The sequence below is a fragment of the Pseudorhodoplanes sp. genome, from assembly GCF_050250235.1.
In the GTDB taxonomy this organism is placed as follows: Bacteria; Pseudomonadota; Alphaproteobacteria; order Rhizobiales; family Xanthobacteraceae; genus Pseudorhodoplanes.
Window position 1 is genome coordinate 14,013 of the sequence record NZ_JBFWPA010000008.1, and the last position, 20,792, is coordinate 34,804.

At 65.2% G+C, this 20,792-nt stretch carries 18 protein-coding genes; 11 read left to right on the forward strand and 7 right to left on the reverse strand.

All coding sequences use genetic code 11. The annotated features are described in order from the left end of the window. Nucleotides 1-282 precede the first annotated feature (282 nt). Complete coding sequence (locus AB7F49_RS05775) at nucleotides 283-465, reverse strand: hypothetical protein (protein ID WP_428520872.1); 183 nt, start codon at nucleotides 463-465, stop codon at nucleotides 283-285. 203 nt (nucleotides 466-668) lie between these two features. Between AB7F49_RS05775 and AB7F49_RS05780 the strand changes: the two genes are divergently transcribed. The 3 genes from AB7F49_RS05780 to AB7F49_RS05790 all read left to right on the forward strand — a co-directional run bounded on the left by AB7F49_RS05780 (nucleotide 669) and on the right by AB7F49_RS05790 (nucleotide 1,958). Next, nucleotides 669-920 (forward strand): hypothetical protein, encoded by a 252-nt coding sequence (locus AB7F49_RS05780; RefSeq protein WP_428520873.1) that lies wholly within the window; start codon nucleotides 669-671, stop codon nucleotides 918-920. A 199-nt stretch (nucleotides 921-1,119) separates the two neighbouring features. Continuing rightward, nucleotides 1,120-1,245, forward strand: coding sequence for a type B 50S ribosomal protein L36 (gene ykgO / locus AB7F49_RS05785; protein WP_428520874.1), 126 nt, complete (start codon nucleotides 1,120-1,122; stop codon nucleotides 1,243-1,245). A 116-nt stretch (nucleotides 1,246-1,361) separates the two neighbouring features. Beyond that, on the forward strand, nucleotides 1,362-1,958 hold the full coding sequence (locus tag AB7F49_RS05790) for a tetratricopeptide repeat protein (RefSeq protein ID WP_428520875.1): 597 nt from the start codon (nucleotides 1,362-1,364) through the stop codon (nucleotides 1,956-1,958). A 78-nt stretch (nucleotides 1,959-2,036) separates the two neighbouring features. On the opposite strand, the gene pyk is transcribed toward AB7F49_RS05790, so the two are convergent. From pyk to AB7F49_RS05805, 3 genes are all read right to left on the reverse strand, one after another. Then, nucleotides 2,037-3,470: a pyruvate kinase gene (pyk, locus tag AB7F49_RS05795; RefSeq protein WP_428520876.1), complete on the reverse strand. Its 1,434-nt coding sequence runs from the start codon at nucleotides 3,468-3,470 to the stop codon at nucleotides 2,037-2,039. After that, nucleotides 3,467-3,949: a DUF1036 domain-containing protein gene (locus AB7F49_RS05800; protein ID WP_428520965.1), complete on the reverse strand. Its 483-nt coding sequence runs from the start codon at nucleotides 3,947-3,949 to the stop codon at nucleotides 3,467-3,469. The genes pyk and AB7F49_RS05800 overlap by 4 nt, the downstream gene beginning before the upstream one ends. 141 nt (nucleotides 3,950-4,090) lie before the next feature. Then, nucleotides 4,091-5,386 (reverse strand): glycerate kinase type-2 family protein, encoded by a 1,296-nt coding sequence (locus AB7F49_RS05805; protein ID WP_428520877.1) that lies wholly within the window; start codon nucleotides 5,384-5,386, stop codon nucleotides 4,091-4,093. A gap of 244 nt (nucleotides 5,387-5,630) precedes the next feature. On the opposite strand from AB7F49_RS05805, the gene AB7F49_RS05810 reads away from it, so the two are divergent. The 8 genes from AB7F49_RS05810 to AB7F49_RS05845 all read left to right on the forward strand — a co-directional run bounded on the left by AB7F49_RS05810 (nucleotide 5,631) and on the right by AB7F49_RS05845 (nucleotide 14,953). After that, nucleotides 5,631-5,924 (forward strand): DUF1244 domain-containing protein, encoded by a 294-nt coding sequence (locus tag AB7F49_RS05810; protein ID WP_428520878.1) that lies wholly within the window; start codon nucleotides 5,631-5,633, stop codon nucleotides 5,922-5,924. 404 nt (nucleotides 5,925-6,328) lie between these two features. After that, on the forward strand, nucleotides 6,329-7,102 hold the full coding sequence (locus tag AB7F49_RS05815; protein WP_428520879.1) for a ferredoxin--NADP reductase: 774 nt from the start codon (nucleotides 6,329-6,331) through the stop codon (nucleotides 7,100-7,102). A gap of 123 nt (nucleotides 7,103-7,225) precedes the next feature. Then, nucleotides 7,226-9,931 carry a GNAT family N-acetyltransferase gene (locus AB7F49_RS05820; protein ID WP_428520880.1) on the forward strand — a complete coding sequence of 902 codons (2,706 nt, stop codon included), beginning with the start codon at nucleotides 7,226-7,228 and terminating at the stop codon, nucleotides 9,929-9,931. Nucleotides 9,932-10,151: 220 nt separating this feature from the next. Then, on the forward strand, nucleotides 10,152-11,444 hold the full coding sequence (locus AB7F49_RS05825; protein WP_428520881.1) for a hypothetical protein: 1,293 nt from the start codon (nucleotides 10,152-10,154) through the stop codon (nucleotides 11,442-11,444). A gap of 5 nt (nucleotides 11,445-11,449) precedes the next feature. Continuing rightward, nucleotides 11,450-12,247, forward strand: a complete 798-nt coding sequence (locus AB7F49_RS05830) for a hypothetical protein (RefSeq protein WP_428520882.1) — start codon at nucleotides 11,450-11,452, stop codon at nucleotides 12,245-12,247. Between the two features lie 104 nt (nucleotides 12,248-12,351). Continuing rightward, a complete protein-coding gene (locus AB7F49_RS05835; RefSeq protein ID WP_428520883.1) occupies nucleotides 12,352-13,422 on the forward strand; it encodes an NAD(P)H-dependent flavin oxidoreductase in 1,071 nt (356 codons plus the stop codon). A gap of 108 nt (nucleotides 13,423-13,530) precedes the next feature. After that, the gene (locus tag AB7F49_RS05840) at nucleotides 13,531-14,508 is read left to right on the forward strand and encodes an ABC transporter substrate-binding protein (protein ID WP_428520884.1); all 978 of its coding nucleotides are present in this window, start codon (nucleotides 13,531-13,533) and stop codon (nucleotides 14,506-14,508) included. 166 nt (nucleotides 14,509-14,674) lie between these two features. Continuing rightward, nucleotides 14,675-14,953: a DUF2312 domain-containing protein gene (locus tag AB7F49_RS05845; protein WP_428520885.1), complete on the forward strand. Its 279-nt coding sequence runs from the start codon at nucleotides 14,675-14,677 to the stop codon at nucleotides 14,951-14,953. A gap of 67 nt (nucleotides 14,954-15,020) precedes the next feature. On the opposite strand, the gene AB7F49_RS05850 is transcribed toward AB7F49_RS05845, so the two are convergent. The 3 genes from AB7F49_RS05850 to AB7F49_RS05860 all read right to left on the reverse strand — a co-directional run bounded on the left by AB7F49_RS05850 (nucleotide 15,021) and on the right by AB7F49_RS05860 (nucleotide 20,711). Next, complete coding sequence (locus AB7F49_RS05850) at nucleotides 15,021-16,673, reverse strand: DUF882 domain-containing protein (RefSeq protein ID WP_428520886.1); 1,653 nt, start codon at nucleotides 16,671-16,673, stop codon at nucleotides 15,021-15,023. Between the two features lie 234 nt (nucleotides 16,674-16,907). Beyond that, nucleotides 16,908-19,112 (reverse strand): L,D-transpeptidase family protein, encoded by a 2,205-nt coding sequence (locus AB7F49_RS05855; RefSeq protein ID WP_428520887.1) that lies wholly within the window; start codon nucleotides 19,110-19,112, stop codon nucleotides 16,908-16,910. Between the two features lie 96 nt (nucleotides 19,113-19,208). Then, a complete protein-coding gene (locus AB7F49_RS05860; RefSeq protein WP_428520888.1) occupies nucleotides 19,209-20,711 on the reverse strand; it encodes a sigma-54-dependent transcriptional regulator in 1,503 nt (500 codons plus the stop codon). Between the last annotated feature and the right edge of the window lie 81 nt (nucleotides 20,712-20,792).

Below are 20,792 nucleotides of genomic sequence, written 5' to 3' on the forward strand. Positions count from 1 at the left end.
ACCGACGAGAGTGATGGCTGCAGATTAGCCTCCGATGAATTTTAGTCTCGAGGCGGGCCGTCGGAACGCCCAGCGAATTCTATACAGCCGTTCAGCTTTCTGATTGTATCAAGATACCGCTGCGTCATTACGAGGCAGCGAACAGAGCCGGCGCACAGGTATTCACATTGGGTTCATGGCCCGTCACCCAAAAGCAAATGGGCTGCGTGCGGTCTGCGATCGGGGCGCGGCGCGGCGCTTGCTGCGCGAAAAAGCGCTTTGCAATCGTCAACTTACCGCATTTCACTGGGGGAGCTGTTCCATGATGAAGATGGTGTCGAAATTCGCGCTGGTGGCGGCGATTGCCGCACTGGCGATTGCCGGTTCGGCCGGCGATTCCATCGCCAAAGGCAAAAAGAAGACAATGGCCGCCTGCACGCCGGGCGCCTTGAAGACGGCCGCCTGCGGACCGGCAGGATGCACCATGCAGCGCTGCTGGGCCGACGGAAAGTGGTACCCGTCGCTGGTCGCGTGCTGGAAGCCCTGGTGCCCCAAGTAATCGGGCCGTCATCCTGATCTGCTCGGATGGGCGAGACGTCGGTGGCGATTTCGGCGCACCGCCGCCGGCTTGCCGATGGTACAATGCTGTGTAATCGTTACCTGTTTGAACTGACTGGGGGAGTCGAAGAATGCTCAAGGTTATCTCGAAGCTTGCACTCGCGGGTGCGGTTGTTGGTCTGGCAATTGCCGGAACCAGCGGAGACACGATGGCGCGCGGTGCCAAGAAGGCGCCGGCATGCGTGCCCGGATCGGTGCGGGTCACGAAGGGTACTTGCGGCAAGTGGGGCTGCCACTATCAGCGGTGCTGGTGGACCGGTTCCGCCACAGCCTGGTATCCGACGCCGGGCTTCTGCCTCGGCGCCTGGTGCCCGAAATACTGAGCTATTCGGAGGGCCGCCTGCATGAGCAGGCGGCCTCTTTCACGGGCGCGTTTAGGTATTTTGGTACCGAAGCAGGCCGCTGCCGCGTTGACATTCGCGCCCGGCATCCCTAGTTTCCGCGTCGACCTGATCGTTTTGGCCGCGCTTGCGCGGCCATTTTAATGCGGCCCGCTCGGCCGCCCGAGTTTCGAGAACGGCCATGAAAGTCCGCAATTCACTCCGCTCGTTGCGAGCCCGACATCGCGACAATCGTCTGGTGCGCCGCAAGGGCCGCGTTTACGTCATCAACAAGACCCAGCGCCGCTTCAAAGCCCGCCAGGGCTGACTCCAGCGCACGGGGCTTCGCGTAATCTTCACGCAGGCGTGACCGTTTTGAAGGCTTGCCCGGCGGCCCAGGCGGCATAAGCTTGGTTTATGCGAAAAGCTCGATTCCAGATAGGCATGGCTGCGCTGCTTTGCGCAGTCACGTTCGCCTGCCCGGCCGTGGCGCAGGTTAAAAATCCTGATGAGAATGGGACTTTTGCGCAGCCGCCTGACACGCTTCCCAAGGTCGGCCGCGGTCAAGATATCGAACGGTTGTTCGGTGCGCTGAAGACGGCGCCGAGCGCGGAAGCGGCCAAAGCGGTCGAAGCAAGGATCTGGGCCGTTTGGATGATCTCGCCCAGCGATACTGCGACTCTGCTGATGAGCCGCGTGCGCGCGGCGGTCGAGGCCAAGAATCTCGACCTTGCGGTGCAGTTGCTGGATTCGATCATCGTGCTGCGGCCGGACTATCTCGAGGCATGGAACCGGCGCGCGACCCTGCACTTCATGCGTAAGGATTTCACGCGCTCGCTTGACGACATCCGGCAGACGCTCGCCCGCGAGCCGCGGCATTTCGGCGCGCTCGCCGGTCTGGGCCTCATCATGCAGGAGCTTGGCGAGGACAAGCGTGCTCTGGAAATCTATCGCAAGGCGATCGAGGTGAATCCTCACATGCCGCGTATCCCCGATCTCATCAAGTCTCTGACCGAAAAGGTCGAAGGCCGCGAGATTTAGGTCATCCGGCGAGGATGGTCCGCGTCTATTCGTGGGTCGTGATGGGCACAGCCACGTCCCTTCGGATCGACGGAGTAATCAGTTCTCGCTCTGGTCCGCCCCCACAAACGCGATCCGCAGCATGTTGGTTGCGCCGGGGGTGCCGAGCGGTACGCCGGCCACGATAATCACGCGCCGCCCCGACTTGGCGAAGCCGTCGGTAAAGGCGATGCGGCAGGCCCGCTCGACCATGTCGTCCTGGTCATGAGCGTCTTCCGCCACCACGCAATGCACGCCCCAGACCAGCGATAGACGGCGTCCGGTCGCGAGATTCGGCGAGATCGCAACCACGTGCGGCTGCGGCCGTTCGCGTGCCACGCGCAACGCAGTCGAGCCGGAGAAAGTCCAGCAGATGATCGCCGAAAGGTCGAGGGTTTCGGCGATCTGGCGCGCCGCTGCGGCGATCGCGTCGGCGCCGGTTGCTTCCGGTTCGGCGCGCTGTGCCTGGATCACCGCACGATAGGTCGGGTCGCTTTCAACCTCTTCGGCGATGCGGTTCATCATCGCGACCGCCTCGGCGGGATATTGACCGGCCGCCGATTCGGCCGAGAGCATGATCGCGTCGGCGCCCTCGAATACTGCAATCGACACGTCGGAGACTTCCGCGCGTGTCGGAACCGGGCTCGAAATCATCGATTCGAGCATCTGGGTCGCAACCACCACCGGCTTGCCCGCACGGCGAGCGGCACGCGTGATCTGCTTTTGGATGCCCGGCACTTTTTCCAGCGGCAATTCAACGCCGAGATCGCCGCGCGCGACCATCAGCGCGTCGGCTGCTTCCATGATCTCGTCCAGACGCTCGACGGCTTGCGGTTTCTCGATCTTTGCCATGATCATCGCGCGTCCGCGGGTGATCTTTCTGGCCTCCGCGATGTCTTCAGGTCGCTGGATGAAGGACAGAGCCAGCCAGTCGATGCCGATATCGAGCGCGGCTTCCAGGTCGGAGCGATCCTTAGGTGCCAGAGCGGAAAATGGCAGCATCGTCTCCGGCAGACTCACCCCTTTCCGGTCGGAAAGTTTTCCGCCGACCTCGACCCGCGTCGTAAGCCGTCCCTCTTCAGACTCGGTGCAGCGCAACCGAACCTTGCCGTCGTCGAGTAGCAGGGTCTGGCCGGGTTGCGCAGCTTTCAGGATTTCGGGATGCGGCAGGTGCACACGCGCCGTATCTCCCGGCTCGACATTCGAATCGAGAACGAAGACATCGCCTTTGTTCACGACCACCGAGCCACTGCCAAAAGTGCCGAGCCGCAATTTCGGACCCTGGAGGTCGACCAGAACCCCGATCGGCCGGCTGGATTCTCGCTCGACCGAGCGGATCATGGCGACCAGATCGCGCATTCGCTCGTGCGATGTGTGGCTCATGTTGATACGGAACACATCCGCGCCTGCCTCGAACAGGCGTCGGATGACGGTCCGGTCCGACGATGCCGGGCCAAGGGTCGCCACGATCTTGGTCCGGCGCTGCCGTCTCATCGTCGCTGGCTTCCTGTGGTCGGCGGTGGCGTGAGACCGAGCGGCGGCCGTGTGCCGGTTTGTGGCAGGGTGAGGGAGGGGCCGCCCGGTGTCAGCGGAGACTGATCAGAGGTTTCGGTCAACTGCACGGTCCAGGACCGCTGCTCGCCGGTATCGACTTCGAAATATCCGGTGCGGTCAAAGCCGCGCGCCAGGCAATCCTCGGTTCCGCGGATCGTGAATTCCTTGTCACGCGAACACATGAAGGCTTTGCCGGACCATTCGCCACCGCGGTCATAGTCGATGGCATAAACATAATAATATCGTGCGACGAGATTGCCGCGCAGCAGTGTCTCGCAGGACCGTGGACTGAGATTCCACCAGCCTTCGGTGACCCACCCCTCGTTGTCCTTGTAGCCAAGCGCAATCCCGACTTTTCCGGGGGTGTTGTTGCATAGCCGGAAATCGGCCGCCGCGATCTCCGGCGCGGTGCCGAGCATGGCCAGTGCCAGTGCGAGCTTGCACACGGCAAGGGAGCCGAACCTGCGGGACGGAAGGGGGAAGGCCAAGCGGATCACGGTCGTCTGATCAGTTCCATCGGGCGCCGGAAGCGAGCTAAGTTACTGTTAAGCCGCGATTTTTCAGGGTGTGTCAACGTCGTTCACCATGATCGCACGGAAATCATTCACGTTCGTAAAGGTCGGGCCCGGCGAGATCAGGTCTTTGAGTACAGCAAAGAAAGCTGTCGAATTGTTGTCCGCAAGGCAGCGGTGCGGGTCCACGCCCCGTGCGCGGGCGCGCTCCGCACTCAGACCATCCACATAGGCGCCGGCAGGGTCGTCGGCTTCGCCCCCACCGCCGTCGGTGCCATCGGTGTCGCCGGCGAGCGCCGCGATGCCGGCTACGCCGTCCAGCTCCGCGGCAAGGGCGAGGGCGAATTCCTGGTTAGGTCCGCCCCGGCCGTCGCCGCGAATTGTGACGGTCAGTTCGCCGCCCGAAAGGATCACGGCTCGCCGACCCTGCGCCTTCAGGTCGCGGGCGAGCCTGGCCTGCTCGGCCGCCACATCGCGCGCCTCGCCTTCCACGCGGTCGCCCAGGAAGATGCATTCGTAACCGGCGGCGCGGACCACCGCCTCGGCGCTTATAAAGGCGTCCAGCGGACGTGCCGCGAGGTGATATCGGGCGGCCCGGAACGCGGGATCGTCCGGTTTCGGCGACTCATTGGCCGGATCATCGAGAGCCGCCGCCACGGCGTCGGGCAGGGTGAGGCGATACCGCGAAACGATGGCACGCGCATCCGCGAGCGTGGTCGGATCGGGAACGGTGGGGCCGGACCCGATCACCGCCGGGTCGTCGCCCGGGACATCCGAGATGCCGATGGTGACAAGTGTCGCGGGAAAGGCATGGCGCGCGAGCCTCCCGCCCTTGATGCGCGAGATATGCTTGCGCACCGTATTGATCTCGCCGATGGCGGCACCGGAGCGCAGCAAAGCGCGCGTTACCGCCTGCTTCGTTTCCAGTGAAATCCCGTCTGCGGGAGCGATCCAGTTTGCGGAGGCACCACCCGACATCAGCACGAGCACAAGGTCGTCGCGCGTTGCACTGTCGGCGAGCGCGAGCGTCCGCGCGGCGGCATCGAGTCCGGCCTGATCCGGCACCGGGTGACCGGCTTCCACCATTTCGACCTTGCGGAGCGGCCGTCCGTAACCGTGGCGCGCCACTGCGATGCCTGAGAGCCGCTCTGGCGAAAAGCCGCCGTCGAGATAATGCGCCTCCGCAACCTCGGCCATCGATCCGGCCGCCTTGCCGGCCGCGAGCAGGATCAGCCGCCCGGCCTTGGGTACCTCTGGAAGCATCGGCGGCAGGCAGCCTGATGGATGCGCCGCGTTGATCGCCGTGCGGAACAAGCCTTCGAGGAAATCCCGGTGGGAGGTCATGGCAGTGTACCGCTCGCCGCGGGGCGTGGCCGTGCGCCTGCCCTCACGGCGAGTTCGCTCGATGTGGCTGCGTGCAGGGGCGCCGCGCGGGCTGGGTCAGGGAAGTCTGGCATGAGCTCAACTGCCTTTTATTGCGTCACCCCGCGCAAGTCACTGCTGCGCAGGGCCACCCCTTTGCGCGCGAATGGCAATTCGGCCCGCAAATGCCTATCTTTGCGGGCGAGCCAGAACGTGAGGTTTCGCCATGGACGACAAGACCCGCACCGAACTCGAAGCCGCAGTCTTCCGACGCCTGGTCTCGCATTTGCGGGGGCGGACCGACGTGCAGAATATAGACCTGATGAATCTTGCCGGGTTCTGCCGCAACTGCCTCTCCAACTGGATGAAGGAGGCTGCCGACGAAAGCGGCGTCCCGCTGTCGAAGGACCAGAGCCGCGAGGCAGTCTACGGCATGCCCTACGACGAATGGCGCGCCAAATACCAGAAAGAGGCCTCTCCCGAGCAGAAGGCCGCCTTCGAGAAGTCGCATCGCCACTGATGGCGGCGCAGGCAGGCTCTGCCGGACTTTTGGTCTTTCCGAATCGTGATCTCGTGCCTAGATTCTGCGCATCGTTAACAACCGAAAGGAGGTGATCCAGTGTCTCATTGTCTATCGCCGCATACGCGGAGGCTTGTGAACTGGTCCCTCGGCTCGTTCGAGGACGCGGCCGCCTGACAAGGCGGTAACGACCAGTCCGAGAAACCGGGCTGCGGTTTGACAATGGAAGGGCCGTCCGCGAGGGCGGCCCTTCTTCCGTTTCCGAACGCCGCAGAACATCATCCTCCGCCATGCGGGTTCTGCAGAGCGTCTGTCGTCTTCTTGCATGTTCGGTGATTTTGTCGATGCAAAGCGTCTGATTTTTTGCAAAGCAGCGGCCACCGCAACGTGGCTTCGATCATCGGATGAGCGCACTCAACAGGGAACAGGTTCTCTCGGTCCGGCACTGGACCGACACGCTGTTCAGCTTCACCACCACCCGCGACGCGGGCTTCCGCTTCCAGAGCGGGCAATTCGCGATGATGGGCCTCGAGGTCGAGGGACGTCCGCTGTTGCGCGCCTATTCCATGGCGAGCGCCCATTATGAAGACAATCTGGAATTCTTCAGCATCAAGGTGCCGGACGGGCCGCTGACCTCGCGCCTGCAGCGGATCCGCGAGGGCGACACCGTGCTGGTCGGACGCAAGGCGACCGGCACCCTGATCATGGACAATCTGCTCCCCGGATCGCGGCTGCTGCTGCTCTCGACCGGGACCGGGCTCGCGCCATTTGTCAGCCTGATCAAGGACCCGGATGTCTATGAGCGCTATGAGAACATCGTGCTCGTGCATGGCTGCCGGCAGGTGTCGGAACTCGCCTATGGCGAGGACGTGGTGGCGCGTCTGAAAGCCGACGAGGTGCTGGGAGAGATGCTGGAGGGCAAACTCACCTATTACCCGACCGTGACCCGCGAGCCATTCCGCAACCGCGGCCGGATCACCGACCTGATCTCGTCCGCCAGGCTGTTCGACGATATCGGACAGGCTCCGCTCTCGATCGAGACCGATCGCGTGATGCTGTGCGGAAGCCCTGCGATGCTCGAAGACCTGCGCGTGATGTTCGAGGCCGAGGACTTCCTGGAGGGCAGCCACAGCGAGCCCGGCCATTTCGTGGTCGAGAAGGCATTCGTGGAGCGGTAGGCGGGCGCCGATCGGTCCGTTCTGCCAGGACTGCGACAAAGAGACGTGGTTGATTCAGGTCAGCGACGTGCGTTGGAAGGGGTCATACTCGACCCGGGCCGCCGCGAAACCTGAAAAGCCCTCATGTCCATATTCGGCCTGAACCGCGCCTTCACACCACAATCGATTGCAGTCGTTGGCGCGAGTCCGAACCGGTCATCGCTGGGCGGCGCGGTCTACGCCAATGTGATTGCCGCCGGCTTCCGTGGCCGCATCGATCCGGCCAATCCGAAATACAGCGAGATCGACGGACGGCGCTGTGTAGCGTCGATCGATCGGCTCGAAGCCGTGCCGGACCTGGTCGTGGTCGCGACCCCGGCACCGACCGTGCCTTCGATCATCGCAACCGCCGCGGAACGCGGCGCCGGAGCCGCCATCGTGCTGAGCGCAGGGCTCGGCCATGGCGAAGGCTCGCTCGCGGAGGAGATGCACGGGGCGGCGCGGGCGAAGGGTTTGCGCCTCATCGGTCCTAACTGCCTTGGCGTGATCGCGCCGCATGCCGGGCTCAATGCAAGCTTCGCCGCGGTGATGCCCGAGCGCGGCGCGCTTGCCGTGATCTCGCAATCCGGCGCCATCGCGGCCGCGATGGCGGAATGGGGCATGCGCCACGATATCGGCTTTTCGGCGATCGTGTCGGTCGGCGACCAGATCGATGTCGATGTCGGCGACCTGCTGGACTATTTTGCTCTGGATCAGCGCACGCAGGCCATCCTGCTGTATGTCGAATCGGTGAAGGAGAGCCGGAAATTCATGTCGGCTGCCCGCGCCGCGGCCCGCGTGAAACCGGTCGTCGTCATCAAGTCCGGCCGCCACGACGAGGGCAAGCGTGCGGCGGCGACGCATACCGGTGCGCTTGCCGGATCGGACGCCGTCTACGACGCGGCATTCCGCCGTGCCGGTCTGCTGCGCGTCAACGACATGGCCGAGCTGTTCGCGGCCGCGCAGACACTTGCGCATCACCGCAGCATCGAGGGCAGCCGGCTGGCCATCCTGACGAATGGCGGCGGTTTCGGGGTGCTGGCCGTCGACAGTCTTGTCGACGAGGGCTATGCGCCGGCCGGCCTTTCGGCGGACACGATGGCGCGTCTCAATGCCGCGATGCCGCCGCTCTGGTCGCACGCCAACCCGGTCGACATCATCGGCGATGCCGACGCCGCTCGCTTCACGGCCGCGCTCGAAGCCCTGATCGATGACCCGCAGAACGATGCCATCCTCGTCCTCGACGTGCAGACCGCGCTCGCCTCATCGCTCGACACGGCGAAAGCCGTCACCGGGGTCATCGCGGCGCAGCGCTCGCGTCTTGTGAAACCGAAGCCGGTGCTGACCTCCTGGATCGGCGCTCCGGAGGAAGTGGAGGCGGTGTTCCGCGCGGCGCATGTCCCGCATTATGAGACCGAAATCGAGGCGATCCGCGGATTTTCCCATCTCGCCCGGCGCAGCGGACTCTTGCAATCGCTGATGGCGCGCCCGGCGGCGGCTCCCGATGACTTTACGGGCGACCCACAGGCGGTGCGGGCAGTCGTCGAGGCCGCGCGCGGCGACGGACGCGACTGGCTCGATCCGTTCGAAACCGATGCGGTTCTCAAGGCCTACGGCATACCCTCGGTGCCGCTTCGCAAGGCCGGCAATCCAGCGGCCGCCGCTGACGCGGCCCGCGAATTCATCGCACAGGGCCTGCCGGTCGCGGTGAAAATCCTGTCCCGTGACATCCAGCACAAGTCCGACGTCGACGGCGTGAGGCTTGGCCTGACCAGCGACGCCGATGTCCGGGCCGCGGCCGAAGCGGTGACCGGCAATGCGCGGCGGCTGAGACCCGGGGCCCGCATCGAAGGTGTCGTCGTTCAGCCGATGATTGTCAGGCCCCGGGCGCGTGAATTGATTGCGGGTCTGGCGCGCGATCCGGTGTTCGGGGCGGTGATCGTGTTCGGTCATGGCGGCGTTGCCGTCGAGATCGTCAAGGACAAGGCGATTGCCCTGCCGCCGCTCGATGAGCCGCGCGCGCTTGATCTGATCGCGCGAACCCGGATTTCGCGGCTCATCGATGGATACCGCAATGTTCCGGCGGCGCGTCGCGACGAGGTTGCGCGTGTGCTGGTGCGGCTGTCGCAGCTGGCCGCCGACATCCCCGAAATTCTCGAGATCGACATCAATCCGCTGCTCGCCGACGATACCGGCGTGGTGGCGCTGGACGCGCGGATTGCGATCGATCCGGTTCCGGCAGAGGCGGGCCGCCCCCGGCACCGGCATTTCGCGATCCGGCCCTATCCGCGCGAATGGGAACGGGTCCTGAGATTGCGCAACGGCCGGCCCGTCGCCGTGCGCCCGGTGCGGCCCGAGGATGAAGGCCGCTACCAAGAATTCTTCCGCCATGTCAGCGCGGACGACATGCGGCTGCGCTTTTTCGGTCTGGTCAAGGACGTCAGCCACGCCTTCATCGCCCGGCTGACGCAGCTCGATTACGGGCGCTCGATCGCATTGCTGGCGCTCGACGAGGATACCGGCGCCTTGATCGGCGTGGTGCGGCTGCATTGCGATCCGGACCATCGGACCGGCGAATACGCCATCTTGCTGCGGTCCGACTTCAAGGGCATCGGGCTTGGCTGGATGCTGATGGAGCTGATCATCGACTATGCGCGCCAGGAAGGGCTCGTCCGGATTCACGGTCAGGTCCTGCGCGACAATACATCCATGTTGACGATGTGCCGCGAACTCGGTTTTGAGATCATGGAGGACCGTGACGATCCCGGGATCGCCGCGGTCTCGCTCGATCTGGTGCGCGCGCCGGCCTGACTCCGGAACTCCGGCATGTGCCGGAAGCAGCATCGAGCAGTTTGTAAAAAGACATACGGACAATGTGGAGAGCAGGCGCCGATTGAAGGCGCAGCGACACATTGTCGGCGGATTTTCGCTCGAAAAGAATTGGGGGCGCTCCCATGTATCGCGACGGGGGAACGGATTTCGGTCCGGTTGCGGTTCACGATTGCAGCGGCAGAAGGCCGCCGGAGCCAAAATGTCATCGGCCAACATGCTGTCGCCGCTTCGTGATGGCGTCCAGCGCCTGGAAATCACCACCCGCGTGACGCTCGGCGTGCTCGCGCTCGCAAGCGGTGTCTATACCTATCTCGGCGTGCGCGACCTGCTCAACGGCAACGCGACCGTGGTGTTCTTCGCAGCCGTGATCTATTCGGTTGCGGTCTCGATCGGCATCTATGCGTTCTGGACCTTCCTGCTGCGTTTCCTGCCGCACGTGACCGAGAACCGCGCCCGGGGCTTGCTGTTCGGCTGCATGGGTCTTGGCTCGCTGATGATCATCGCGATGTCGGCGTGGCTCAACGCTTCCGCACTTGCCGGCGCCGCGGCGATCCAGCAGCATCTCGCGGTTTCGGTTCAGGCCTATACCCGTGATCTCGACCGCGCGCATTCCAACGTGCTGGCGGTGCAGAGCCTGGTGCCCGACATCCAGATGGCGGCGACGCGCTTCTCCCGGCTGGCCGAAGCCGAGCGCGGCGGCTCTCTGACCGGCACCGCCGGTTCCGGCACGGTGGTGCAACTCCTGACGCAGATGTCGACCCAGCTCGACAATCTCGCCAAGGAAGTCTCCGGATCGGCGGACCGTGCGAAGACCTTGTATGAACAGGGCGGCAAGAATCTCGCCAGGATGCGGGAGGTCATTTCATCGCGCGGTCCGATCAATGAGCGCAGCGACGCGTTCGGGTCCGAAGCCATGTCGCTGATGGGGGTGATCGCAGCGCTGCAGCAGACGTCGGTCGCGCCGGCCGTGAAGCGTGCCGCCGATGGTCTCGCCGCCGGATTCATCGCGCCGGCGGCCGGCGGCCGCGGCGATCTCGGCGAGCGGCAGACCAGCGTGGTCGGCCGCGTCGAAAGCGCAGTGGCGGCGCAATCGGCGGCGCTGTCGGCGGCGGCGTCCAAAATCCTCGATGTGCCGCAGGTCGAGCCCGCCCGATTCCAGCCGCTGTCCACGGCGGAAGCGGTGCTGCGCTATGCCGGCGATTTCATCCCGAGCTGGGCCGGCGCCATCTCCATCGACCTGATGCCGGCGGTGCTGGTGCTGATTTTCTGCGTGGTCCATGCCTCGATCCGGCGCGAAGGCCAGACGGAGATGGGGGCGGCAACGATGTCGGCGGCCGATATCATCACTGCGCTCAGGCTCGCGCGTGAGGTTGAGACCGCCAACGCTGCCGCGAAATTTTCGCCGCCGGATTCGATACCTGCAGCACCCGTCGCGCCGGCCGACGAGAACGTCACCGCTCTGGCCACCGCCCGCGCCGCGAAGAAGGAATAGCGGTGGTGGCGGCTGATTCATCCCCGGTGCGCAACCGGCTCATCAACTGGCTGCAGGACCGGCCCGACGACCATCTCCTGCGCGGGCTGTTCGCGATCATGGTGACCGCAACGATGGCGGTGATTGCGCTCGATTACGTGGACATGTTGAATGGCGCGGGGCGGGAGGCCCGGACGTCACCCGGGCTGACCACTGAAACCGCAACACCGTCCGCCGAGCCGCTACCGTCGCGCCGGAGCGACGAACGCGGGCCGGGCATCCTGCGCACCGCGGATAACGCGCTCGGCGCGCCGGTCACCTTCGAGCTTGCCGGCGATGGCCGTCTGATCGCGACCGGCACGATCGTTCCCGGTGCCGCCGATGCTTTCGCCGCCGAAATCGACAAGCGCGGCGGCTATGTGAAGACCGTTGTGCTGCATTCGCCCGGGGGCTCGGTGCAGGACGCGCTGAAGATCGGCCGGATGATCCGTGACCGGAATTACAATACGGAAGTGATGAACGGCCGCTATTGCGCCTCGTCCTGCCCGCTGATTTTCGCGGGCGGGGTGGAGCGGATCGCCGGGCGGAAGGCCTCGATCGGCGTGCACCAGGTGTCCGCGCTGACATCTCCGGGAAGCGCCACCATGGCCGACGGGATGCGTTCGGCCCAGCGGGTCTCGGCCGAGGTCCAGCGCTATCTGCGCGACATGGGCGTCGACAGCCAGGTGTGGGTCCATGCCATGGAAACACCGGCCAACGAGCTGTTCTATTTCAAGCCCGACGAATTGCTGGCGCTGAAGCTTGCGACGCCGGGCGCGTCCTGACGCATCACCAATCCGGATCGTCTCGCGTTATCAAGTTTGATGGGTGTTTGGCGCCGTGGCGCGGTATGATTTGCGTTTCCCCATCCACAATTCATGGGTGCGCGATGCCCTGGCCCGACCGGCGTTTCACCGATCTGTTCAATATCGAGCATCCGATCGTGCTCGCGCCGATGGCGGGCTCGATCGATCACGAACTCGCGGCGGAGGTTGCGGAGGCAGGCGGCCTCGGCTCCATCCCGTGTGCGATGCTCGATCTCGAGCAGATGCACGATCAGGTCGGGAAATATCGCGTACGAACCAGGCGGCCGCTCAATCTCAACTTCTTCTGCCACACGCCACCCGAACTCAACAACGCGCGCGAGGCGGCCTGGCGCGAGCGGCTTGCGCCCTATTATCGCGAACTTGGAATCGATCCGGCGGCGCCGGTGCCAAGCAGCAACCGCCGGCCGTTCGATCAGGCGATCTGCGATCTGCTTCTGGAACTGAAGCCGGAGGCCGCGAGCTTCCATTTCGGGCTGCCCGAGCCCGCCTTGTTCGAGCGGGTCAAACGCGCCGGAATCCTCACGCTCAGTTCCGCGACGACCGTGGCGGAAGCGCGCTGGCTCGAAGCGCGCGGCGTCGACGCGATCATCGCACAGGGCAATGAAGCCGGCGGCCATCGCGGCATTTTCCTCGGCGAGGATATCGCCACCCAGCCGGGAACCTTCGCGCTGGTGCCGCAGGTCGTCGATGCGGTGAAGGTTCCGGTGATCGCGGCCGGGGCGGTGACCGATGCGCGCGGCATTGCCGCGGCCTTCATGCTGGGGGCGGCGGCGGTGCAGGTCGGAACCGCTTTTCTGTTCTGTCCGGAATCGAAGATTTCCGCGCCGCATCGCGCTGCGCTGCAATCGGCGCGCGACGACGGCACTGCGCTGACCAATCTGATGACCGGCCGCCCGGCGCGCGGCCTGATGAACCGTCTGATGCGCGAACTCGGCCCGATCTCGGAAGCGCCGGCCTTCCCGCTGGCGGCCGGCGCCATTGCTCCGCTGCGCGTGAAAGCGGAAGCGGCCGGCTCCGGCGATTTCACGCCGCTCTGGTCGGGGCAGGCGGCTGCGCTGGGCGTCGAGATGCCGGCGCGCGCGCTGATGGCGAAGCTCGCGGGCGAGGCGCAGGCGCTGCTGCGCGGCTCGTAAATCCGGAACGGCGCTTCGTGCGTTCTTGCGCAAATGAGCGTCGGCGATACTGTCGACCTGCCGTGTCCGGTGGCGAAGCGATGTTTCGCCGGCTCACGAGGTGAGGCCATGAGGCGACGGGATTTTCTGTATGCGCTTGGCGCGGCGATGTCATCGCCCGGTGCGGCGTGGTCGCAGCCGTCGATGCCGGTCCTGGGCTTTCTGAGCAGCGGTGCGGCGGGCGCCCGGCAAGGGCAGGTGGCCATGCTGTTCCGCGGGCTGGCGGACGGCGGCTATGTCGAGGGGAAAAACCTCGCGGTGACCTATCGCTGGGCCGATGACCGGTATGACCGTCTGCCCGCGCTCGCAGAGGAATTGGTGCGCCTGCGCGTCTCCGTGATCGCTGCGACCGGCGGACCGGTGACGGCACTCGCCGCGCGCAAGGCCACCGCGACCATTCCGATCGTGTTCACGGCGGTGTCCGATCCGCAAGGTTACAAACTCGTTGCGAGCCTGAACCGGCCGGGAGGCAACGTGACGGGGACCGGCGGACTGGTGGCCGAGCTCGACGCCAAGCGGCTCGAACTGCTCCGCGAGGTGGTGCCGGGCGCAAGGCGGATCGGCGCGTTGTTCAATCCCAACCGTCCGGGCGTCGATGGACAGATCAATGATCTCGCTGCGGCTGCGGCGACCGCGGGACAGCGTCTTGTCGTATTCAAGGCGGGCACGAAGGCTGAATTGGATGCCGTGTTCGCAGCCGGCGCCGGTGAACCGGTGGATGCACTCGTGGTTTCGGCCGACCCTTTCTTCAACAGCCAGCGCGGCCTGCTGGTTGAGCTTCTGGTTCGCCACCGCATCCCTGCGATCTATCAATGGAGCGAGTTTGCGTCCGCTGGCGGGCTGATCAGCTACGGTCCGAGCGTTGCGGACGCCTATGAAAAGGCCGGTTCCTATGTCGCGCGTATCCTGAAGGGCGAAAAGCCCGCCGATCTTCCGGTTCTGCGGCCCACCAAGTTCGATCTTGTGATCAACCTCAAGGCAGCCGGCGCGCTCGGCCTTGTCGTGCCGCCTGCGGTATTGGCCCGTGCCGACGAGGTGATCGAATAGCGATCCGGCATCGCCGGAACCGGCGAAGCCGCATTCAAGCGGGATTTCGCAGTAGCAAGCTCTCGTTCTTCGCGCCTGTGGATGACGGGCGCAGCGGCAATGCGTGCTTGACCCTTTGCTCCGCGCTTCCGAAAACACATGTCGAACCAAAAGGAGAAACGTCGCAATGCCCGCGTCCGCCGCCGCCGAAACCGAACAGGCATCCGTCCGCTTCGCAAAGGATCAGCTCAAGGCCTTTGTCGAACGGATCGAGAAGCTGGAAGAAGAGAAGAAGGCGATCGCCGACGATATCCGGGACGTCTATGCGGAATCCAAGGCCAATGGCTTCGACGTCAAGGCGCTCCGCCAGATCATCAAGCTGCGCAAGATCGAGCCGACCGAGCGGGACGAGCAGGAAGCGATTCTGGAAACCTACATGCATGCACTCGGCATGTTGAAAGCCTGAGCGCCGCGCGATCCGTCATTGCCGTTTTAGTATCGCGACGTCATGCCCGCGAGGGAAGACGGGTGGTCTATCGCAGTTGCGCGGTGCTGCGCGGGAGGAAGGTCGCGGTTGCGAGGAACTCGATGGCACGGCCTTCGAAGCTGCCATGGGCGAGGCCGGCATTCGCTTCGGCGGCGAATGCCATCACCACCATTCCGGTCGGTATCTGCAGGAGCGGCCGCAGGCTGAGGAAATCCGGTGCACCGTAGAGCGTCGTCGTCATGAAGCGCGCGACGCTGGGGGTCAGGATCAGTGCGCGCATCCAGGGCCCCTCGAAGCGGCGCTCGGCGGCCACACGTGCCTCGCTCAGCGGCGGCGCGGAATGGACCACGGTCGGCGCGTCAGGACGGGCCTTGGAGGCGAGGGTGGTATTGGGCGCAACGGCCATGCGCGCGGCCTGGGTTGCCGGCCTGGCGCGCTGCGGCGCGGCCTCCGGCTCGATATCCCTGGCGTAGGACAGAAGCGTATCGCCGGGTTTGTCTTCGCCATAGCCTGGCGGTGCTGCGAACGGGCCAATGCTCCCGGTCGAGGCTTCCCCCGCATTGTCCGGCCGGCCGGTCCAATAGCCGCGCGATAGAATGATGTCGTTCGGCGTGGTGGCGGCGAGCGCGAAGGTGCCGGGAATCGGGGCCGGCGGGCGCGGTGGATCGTTGGGCGCGGCGGCGGCGACCTGCATCGGCGCCGACATCGGCGTGGACGCGGGCGCAGTCTCCGGACGGTTCTTCGGCAGCGGGACCGCTGCCGCGGACATGGGCGCCTGCCTGCCGGCGGCGGACTGCTCGGTCGGCATGCCGGACAGGACGTTGTCGCGGCCGCGCGGCGCAACGGGTGCGGGGAAGGCCGAGGCGACCTGGGTCGGGGCTGCGGCCGGACTTGCCGCTTCGCTCTCGTCCTCATCCTCGGCAGGTTTCGGCTTGAAGCCGAACAGGCGGGCGAGCGGATTGGCGCTGGCGACGCGCGCGGTCTCGTAACTTGAGGGCGATGAAGCTCGTTTTGCGAGGTCAGCCTGGGCCAGCGCGAAGCCGGCGAGCGGCTTGCCGTCGGTTGGCAGATGCACCGTGCGGCCGTCCGGGAACACCCGCGCCAGCTGCTCGCGGGTCATGCGCGGCCAGTGCCGCACGCCGCCGACATCCATATGCACGAAAGGCGAGCCTGAGGTCGGATAGAAACCAACGCCCCCGCGTTGGAGCCTCAGGCCCGCTTCGCGCACCCTGTCGAGCGGCACCCCAGGGATAAAGAAGTCCATCGCCTTGCCCTGCATGTGCAGGCTGTGGCGCGCCACGCCGCTGGAACGCTTGCGCAGCATCGCGTTGGTGCGGGGCGACCGGTAGGAGGAAATGATGTGGATTTTCTTGTCGGTCCCGAACTCGCGCTGAACCTCCCAGACCGCATCGAACAGCTGCGGATCCATGGTGGTGGCGTCATCGGTACGCCAGTCGCGCAGGAAGTGATTGAGTTTCTTCAGCCCATCGTCGTCGTAGCGACCGTTGCGCTTGAAGGTGACCGTGATGTCGTCGCCGCGATGCGTGTGGTGCATCGAGATGGTGCGGGTATCGCCGTTGGCGATGGCGGTGTGCAGGCCCTCGGAGCCGGATATCGTGATAACGGCGGCAAGCGCCAGGCGCTGCGTGATGCGCGATGCGGTCCGGTGTCTGGCCTTGCGCACGTTACCGAATGGCACGAAGCATTCCGTTGGCTGTTGGCACGAAGATCAAGGAGCCGCGTTGCTGCGCGGCGTGGCTAACGCAGTGTTACGAGGTTGGGTTAATGCGAGATTATCGTCCCCCGACGAGTTGTCGTGATTGTGATAAGAGTTGACTGTGGCAAAAAATGGCCAGTGCCCGCCAAACAAAACCGCCCGTCAACCGGTATGGTTAACGGGCGGCCGGGAACTGGTCCGAGGGGGTTTCGGCGGCTAGCGGAACAGCCGGCCGAAAAAGTTCGAGAACGGGTCGTTGCGAACCACCCGGTTTCCGCGCCGGTCGACCGGCTGCTGGTTGCGCGACGAGAACCAGTCCGCGAAGGGGCTCGCCTCGCGGGTCTGATAGCGGAGCTGATCCGCCGAAATGCCGGTCCCGGTCGGGCGGGTCGCCTGCGCGACGTCGGCCACGCGGCGCTCGTCGCTGCGGAATACCGCGATATGGCGGGCATCGCGGCCGTAGATGTCGTCCCTGATCTGGAGATTGCCCGAATCATCCACGAAGGCGGTCTGATAGGTCAGGTGCACCGGCAAGGTTTTCGGGAAGTTGATGTTGATCTCAGCCGGTCCGTACATCGAGCGCAGCTTTTCCTGCGAGTATTTCTCGTTCGGAAGCATGATCGACAACAGCTTCTCGCCGTAGAGCAGCGGGTTCTCCACCCGCATGCAGCCGTGGCTGTAGGCGCGCTTGTCATGGGCGAACAGGTGCTTGTCCGGCGTGTCGTGCTGGTAAACCAGGAACTTGTTCGGGAAGTTGAAGCGGATTCGTCCGAGCGCGTTGCGGTCGCCGGGCGGCTGATAGATGCGCACGGTGCCATCGCGATTCTGCTCCATGCGCAGACCCATCCGCTCCAGGACGCCAGGGTCCTGCCGGACGGCGGGCAGATATTCGTTTGCGATGATGGAGGGCGGGACATTCCACGTCGGATTGACGGTAATGAATTTCATCGATCCGGTCATGATCGGTGTTGCCTGCGACGGCTTGCCGACGACGACCTTGGTTTCCCAATAGAGATTCTGGTCCTTGTAGAGCCGCAGGCGATACTCGGGAATATTGAGCATCACGTAGTTATTGCCGAGGTCGCGCGGCATCCAGCGCCAGCGATCCATGTTGGCGATGATGATATCGGTCGTACGCTCGCGCTTCTGCGCGCCGGTCCCGTTGAGCGCGCGCAAGGTGGCGGGGCCTGCGATTCCATCGACGGAGAGGCCGGCGCCCTGCTGGAACTTGCGTACGGCCTCGACGACGTCCTGATCATAGACGGTGGACGACGGATCGCCGGCGATCTTCAGGCGCTTGCGCAGCAGCGTCACGCGCGGATCGTCGGCATTGGCACCGAGCTTGGGACCCTCCGGAATGCGAACGATCTCTTCGGCGGGCTTGTCGCTGCGCCCGCGCGCCTTGGCGAGTGCGGCCTTCAGCGCCTTGTATTGCGGATGCTGCGGCTGATAGGAATCCAGCGCTTGCTTGAGGTCGGCCGCGGCCGAAACCTTCGCGAGAATGTCGGAGGGCTCGGGTACATCCTGGTCGAAACCGATATCGTTGCTGATCCGGCTGAAATGAACGCGTCCGATCGAGGCATGGCGCGCGAATTCGAGGATTTCGCCGGTCAGGCGAAGCTCCGCCTCGGCCAGTGCATCGACGTCACCCTCCTTGAAATTCGGTGCCGGATAATCGCCGGGCTCCAGGCCATCCGCATCCACATTCTGCAGGTAGGCGACGGCGGCAACCCCGCGCGGCGACTGCTTGCGCTGCTCGACGAAGACCGGCTCGTAATTGCGATCCTTGTAGAAGGCCTCGGCGGCGGTGCGCTCGTTGCGGCGGGCGAAATAGCGGTCGGCATTGCGGCTGGACAGAAGTTCACGCAGACGGTCCGACAGCGCCTGGTCCGCCACGGCGGCGGTCTGGGCGACCGGTTCCGGCGCCGTCGGCGGCTCGGCGGTCACCGTGGCCGGCGCAGGTTCGGCGGCGGGAGCTGCGACGGGCTGAGCAGCAGCCGGTTCGGCGGCCACCCCCGCCGGCGCAGGTTCGGCCGCAGGGGCTGCGACGGGCTGAGCAGCGGGCTCGGCGGCCACTGGGGCCGGAACCACGGCCGGCGTTGCGACGGGCTCGGGGTTTGCCGGTGTTGCGGTGGGCTCGGCAACGGGCGCTGTGGCGGCGGGAGCCGGTTCGGGCGTGGATGGAGCGATGGACTGGGTCGAGGCCGGCTCGGCCACGGCGGACGCGGTGGCTACCGCTGCGCGCCCTTCGATCCGTGCCATCTCCTCGGGGGCAACCGATTGCGAAAATGAAGGGGTCGACAATCCGATAACAAGGGCGAGCGCCGAACTCGCCAGAATGCAATCAATGCGGTGGCCGCGCATTACAGTCTCCTCAGCCAAGGCCCCGGACGGATCCGGGATGTCGTCGATAACCGGCATCTTAGCGGCAAGCTCCGCAAAAGACGCGAAATTTCAAACCCGCGCAATCGCACTGCGGCAATTACGCCGCGCACGGCTGCGTTATTGGCGCGGATGTTACTCGACCGCCACGGCCACGGGGTGGCCGGTCGGATGGCGGTTTTGGTCCGAAAGCTGGAGCCCTTCCAGCTTCCGGTAGAGCGTCGAACGGCCGATCCGCAACCGGCGGGCGACTTCGGACATCTGCCCGCGGTAATGGGCGATGGCAAAGCGGATGATCTCGGCCTCCAGCTCATCGAGCGGGCGCAACTGCGATTCGCCATCCAGCAGCCCGAGGCGGTCGGCCGAAAAGCGCGGGGTCTCGACCACCAGGGCCTGTTCACCGAGCCGGTTCTCGTCGCCGTTGGGGACCAGCGAGGCTGGCGCGCCGAGTTCGGCGTCGCGCGCTGCGATCTGCGGGAACTCGTTCGGGCCGATCTCTTCGCCTTCGGCGAGGACGACGGCGCGGAATACCGCGTTCTCGAGCTGGCGGACATTGCCGGGCCAGCGTGCATCCCTCAGCAGGACCATCGCGTCACCCGATACCACCTTCACCGACTTGCCTTCCTCCGCGCAGAACCGGACCAGGAAATGACGGACGAGTTCGGGCAGGTCTTCAATTCGTTCGCGCAGGGGCGGTACCGAGAGCGGGAAGACATGCAGGCGATAGAACAGGTCCTCCCGGAAGCGGCCGGATTTCACGTCGGCAATCAGGTTGCGGTTGGTGGCGGAGATGACCCGGACATCGACCAGCATGCTCTTGCGCGCCCCGACCGGCTCGACCTCGCCTTCCTGCAGCGCGCGCAGAAGCTTCACCTGCGCCGCCAGCGGCAATTCGCCGACCTCATCGAGAAACAGCGTGCCGCCATTGGCTTCCGCGAACTTTCCGACATGCCGTTCGGTGGCGCCGGTGAACGCGCCGCGCTCATGGCCGAACAGGATCGATTCGACGAGATTGTCCGGGATCGCACCGCAATTCACCGCAACGAAGGGCCTGGCCCGGCGCTCGCCGCTGCCGTGAATCGCGCGCGCGATCATCTCCTTGCCGACCCCGGATTCGCCCTCGATCAGCACCGGAATGGTCGAGGCCGAGGCTTTTTGCGCCTGGCGCAGCACCGCGCCCATGGCCGGACTTCGCGTGATGATGTCGCGGAAGCTCAGCGTACCGGAGCGGCTGCGCTTCATGCGCTGCAATTCGCCGGCGAGCGCGCTTTGCGTGAGCGCGTTCTTCAGCGATACCTGCAGCCGTTCCGGGCTCGCCGGCTTCACCACGAAATCGGCAGCGCCGGCCCGCATCGCCGAGATCACATTGTCGATCCCGCCATGCGCGGTCTGCACGATGACCGGGATCGCGAGTTCGTCGCTGCGCATGCGCGCGAGCAGACCGAAGCCGTCGAGATCGGGCATGACCAGATCGAGGATCACGCAGTCGATGCGTTCGGCCTCGTCTCCGCTGAGGATGCGTGCTGCCTGGTCGCCGCCTTCCGCCAGGACCGCCTCGTAGCCGAATTTTCGCACCATGTTCTCGAGCAGCCGGCGCTGAACCGGATCATCGTCCACGACGAGAATACGCTCGGGCATTCCATCACCTTGGCCTGTGCCGTTTCGGGGCAGTGTGCGCAAGGATCGTTAATGTGCCGTGAAGCGCCGCCATCAAATGCG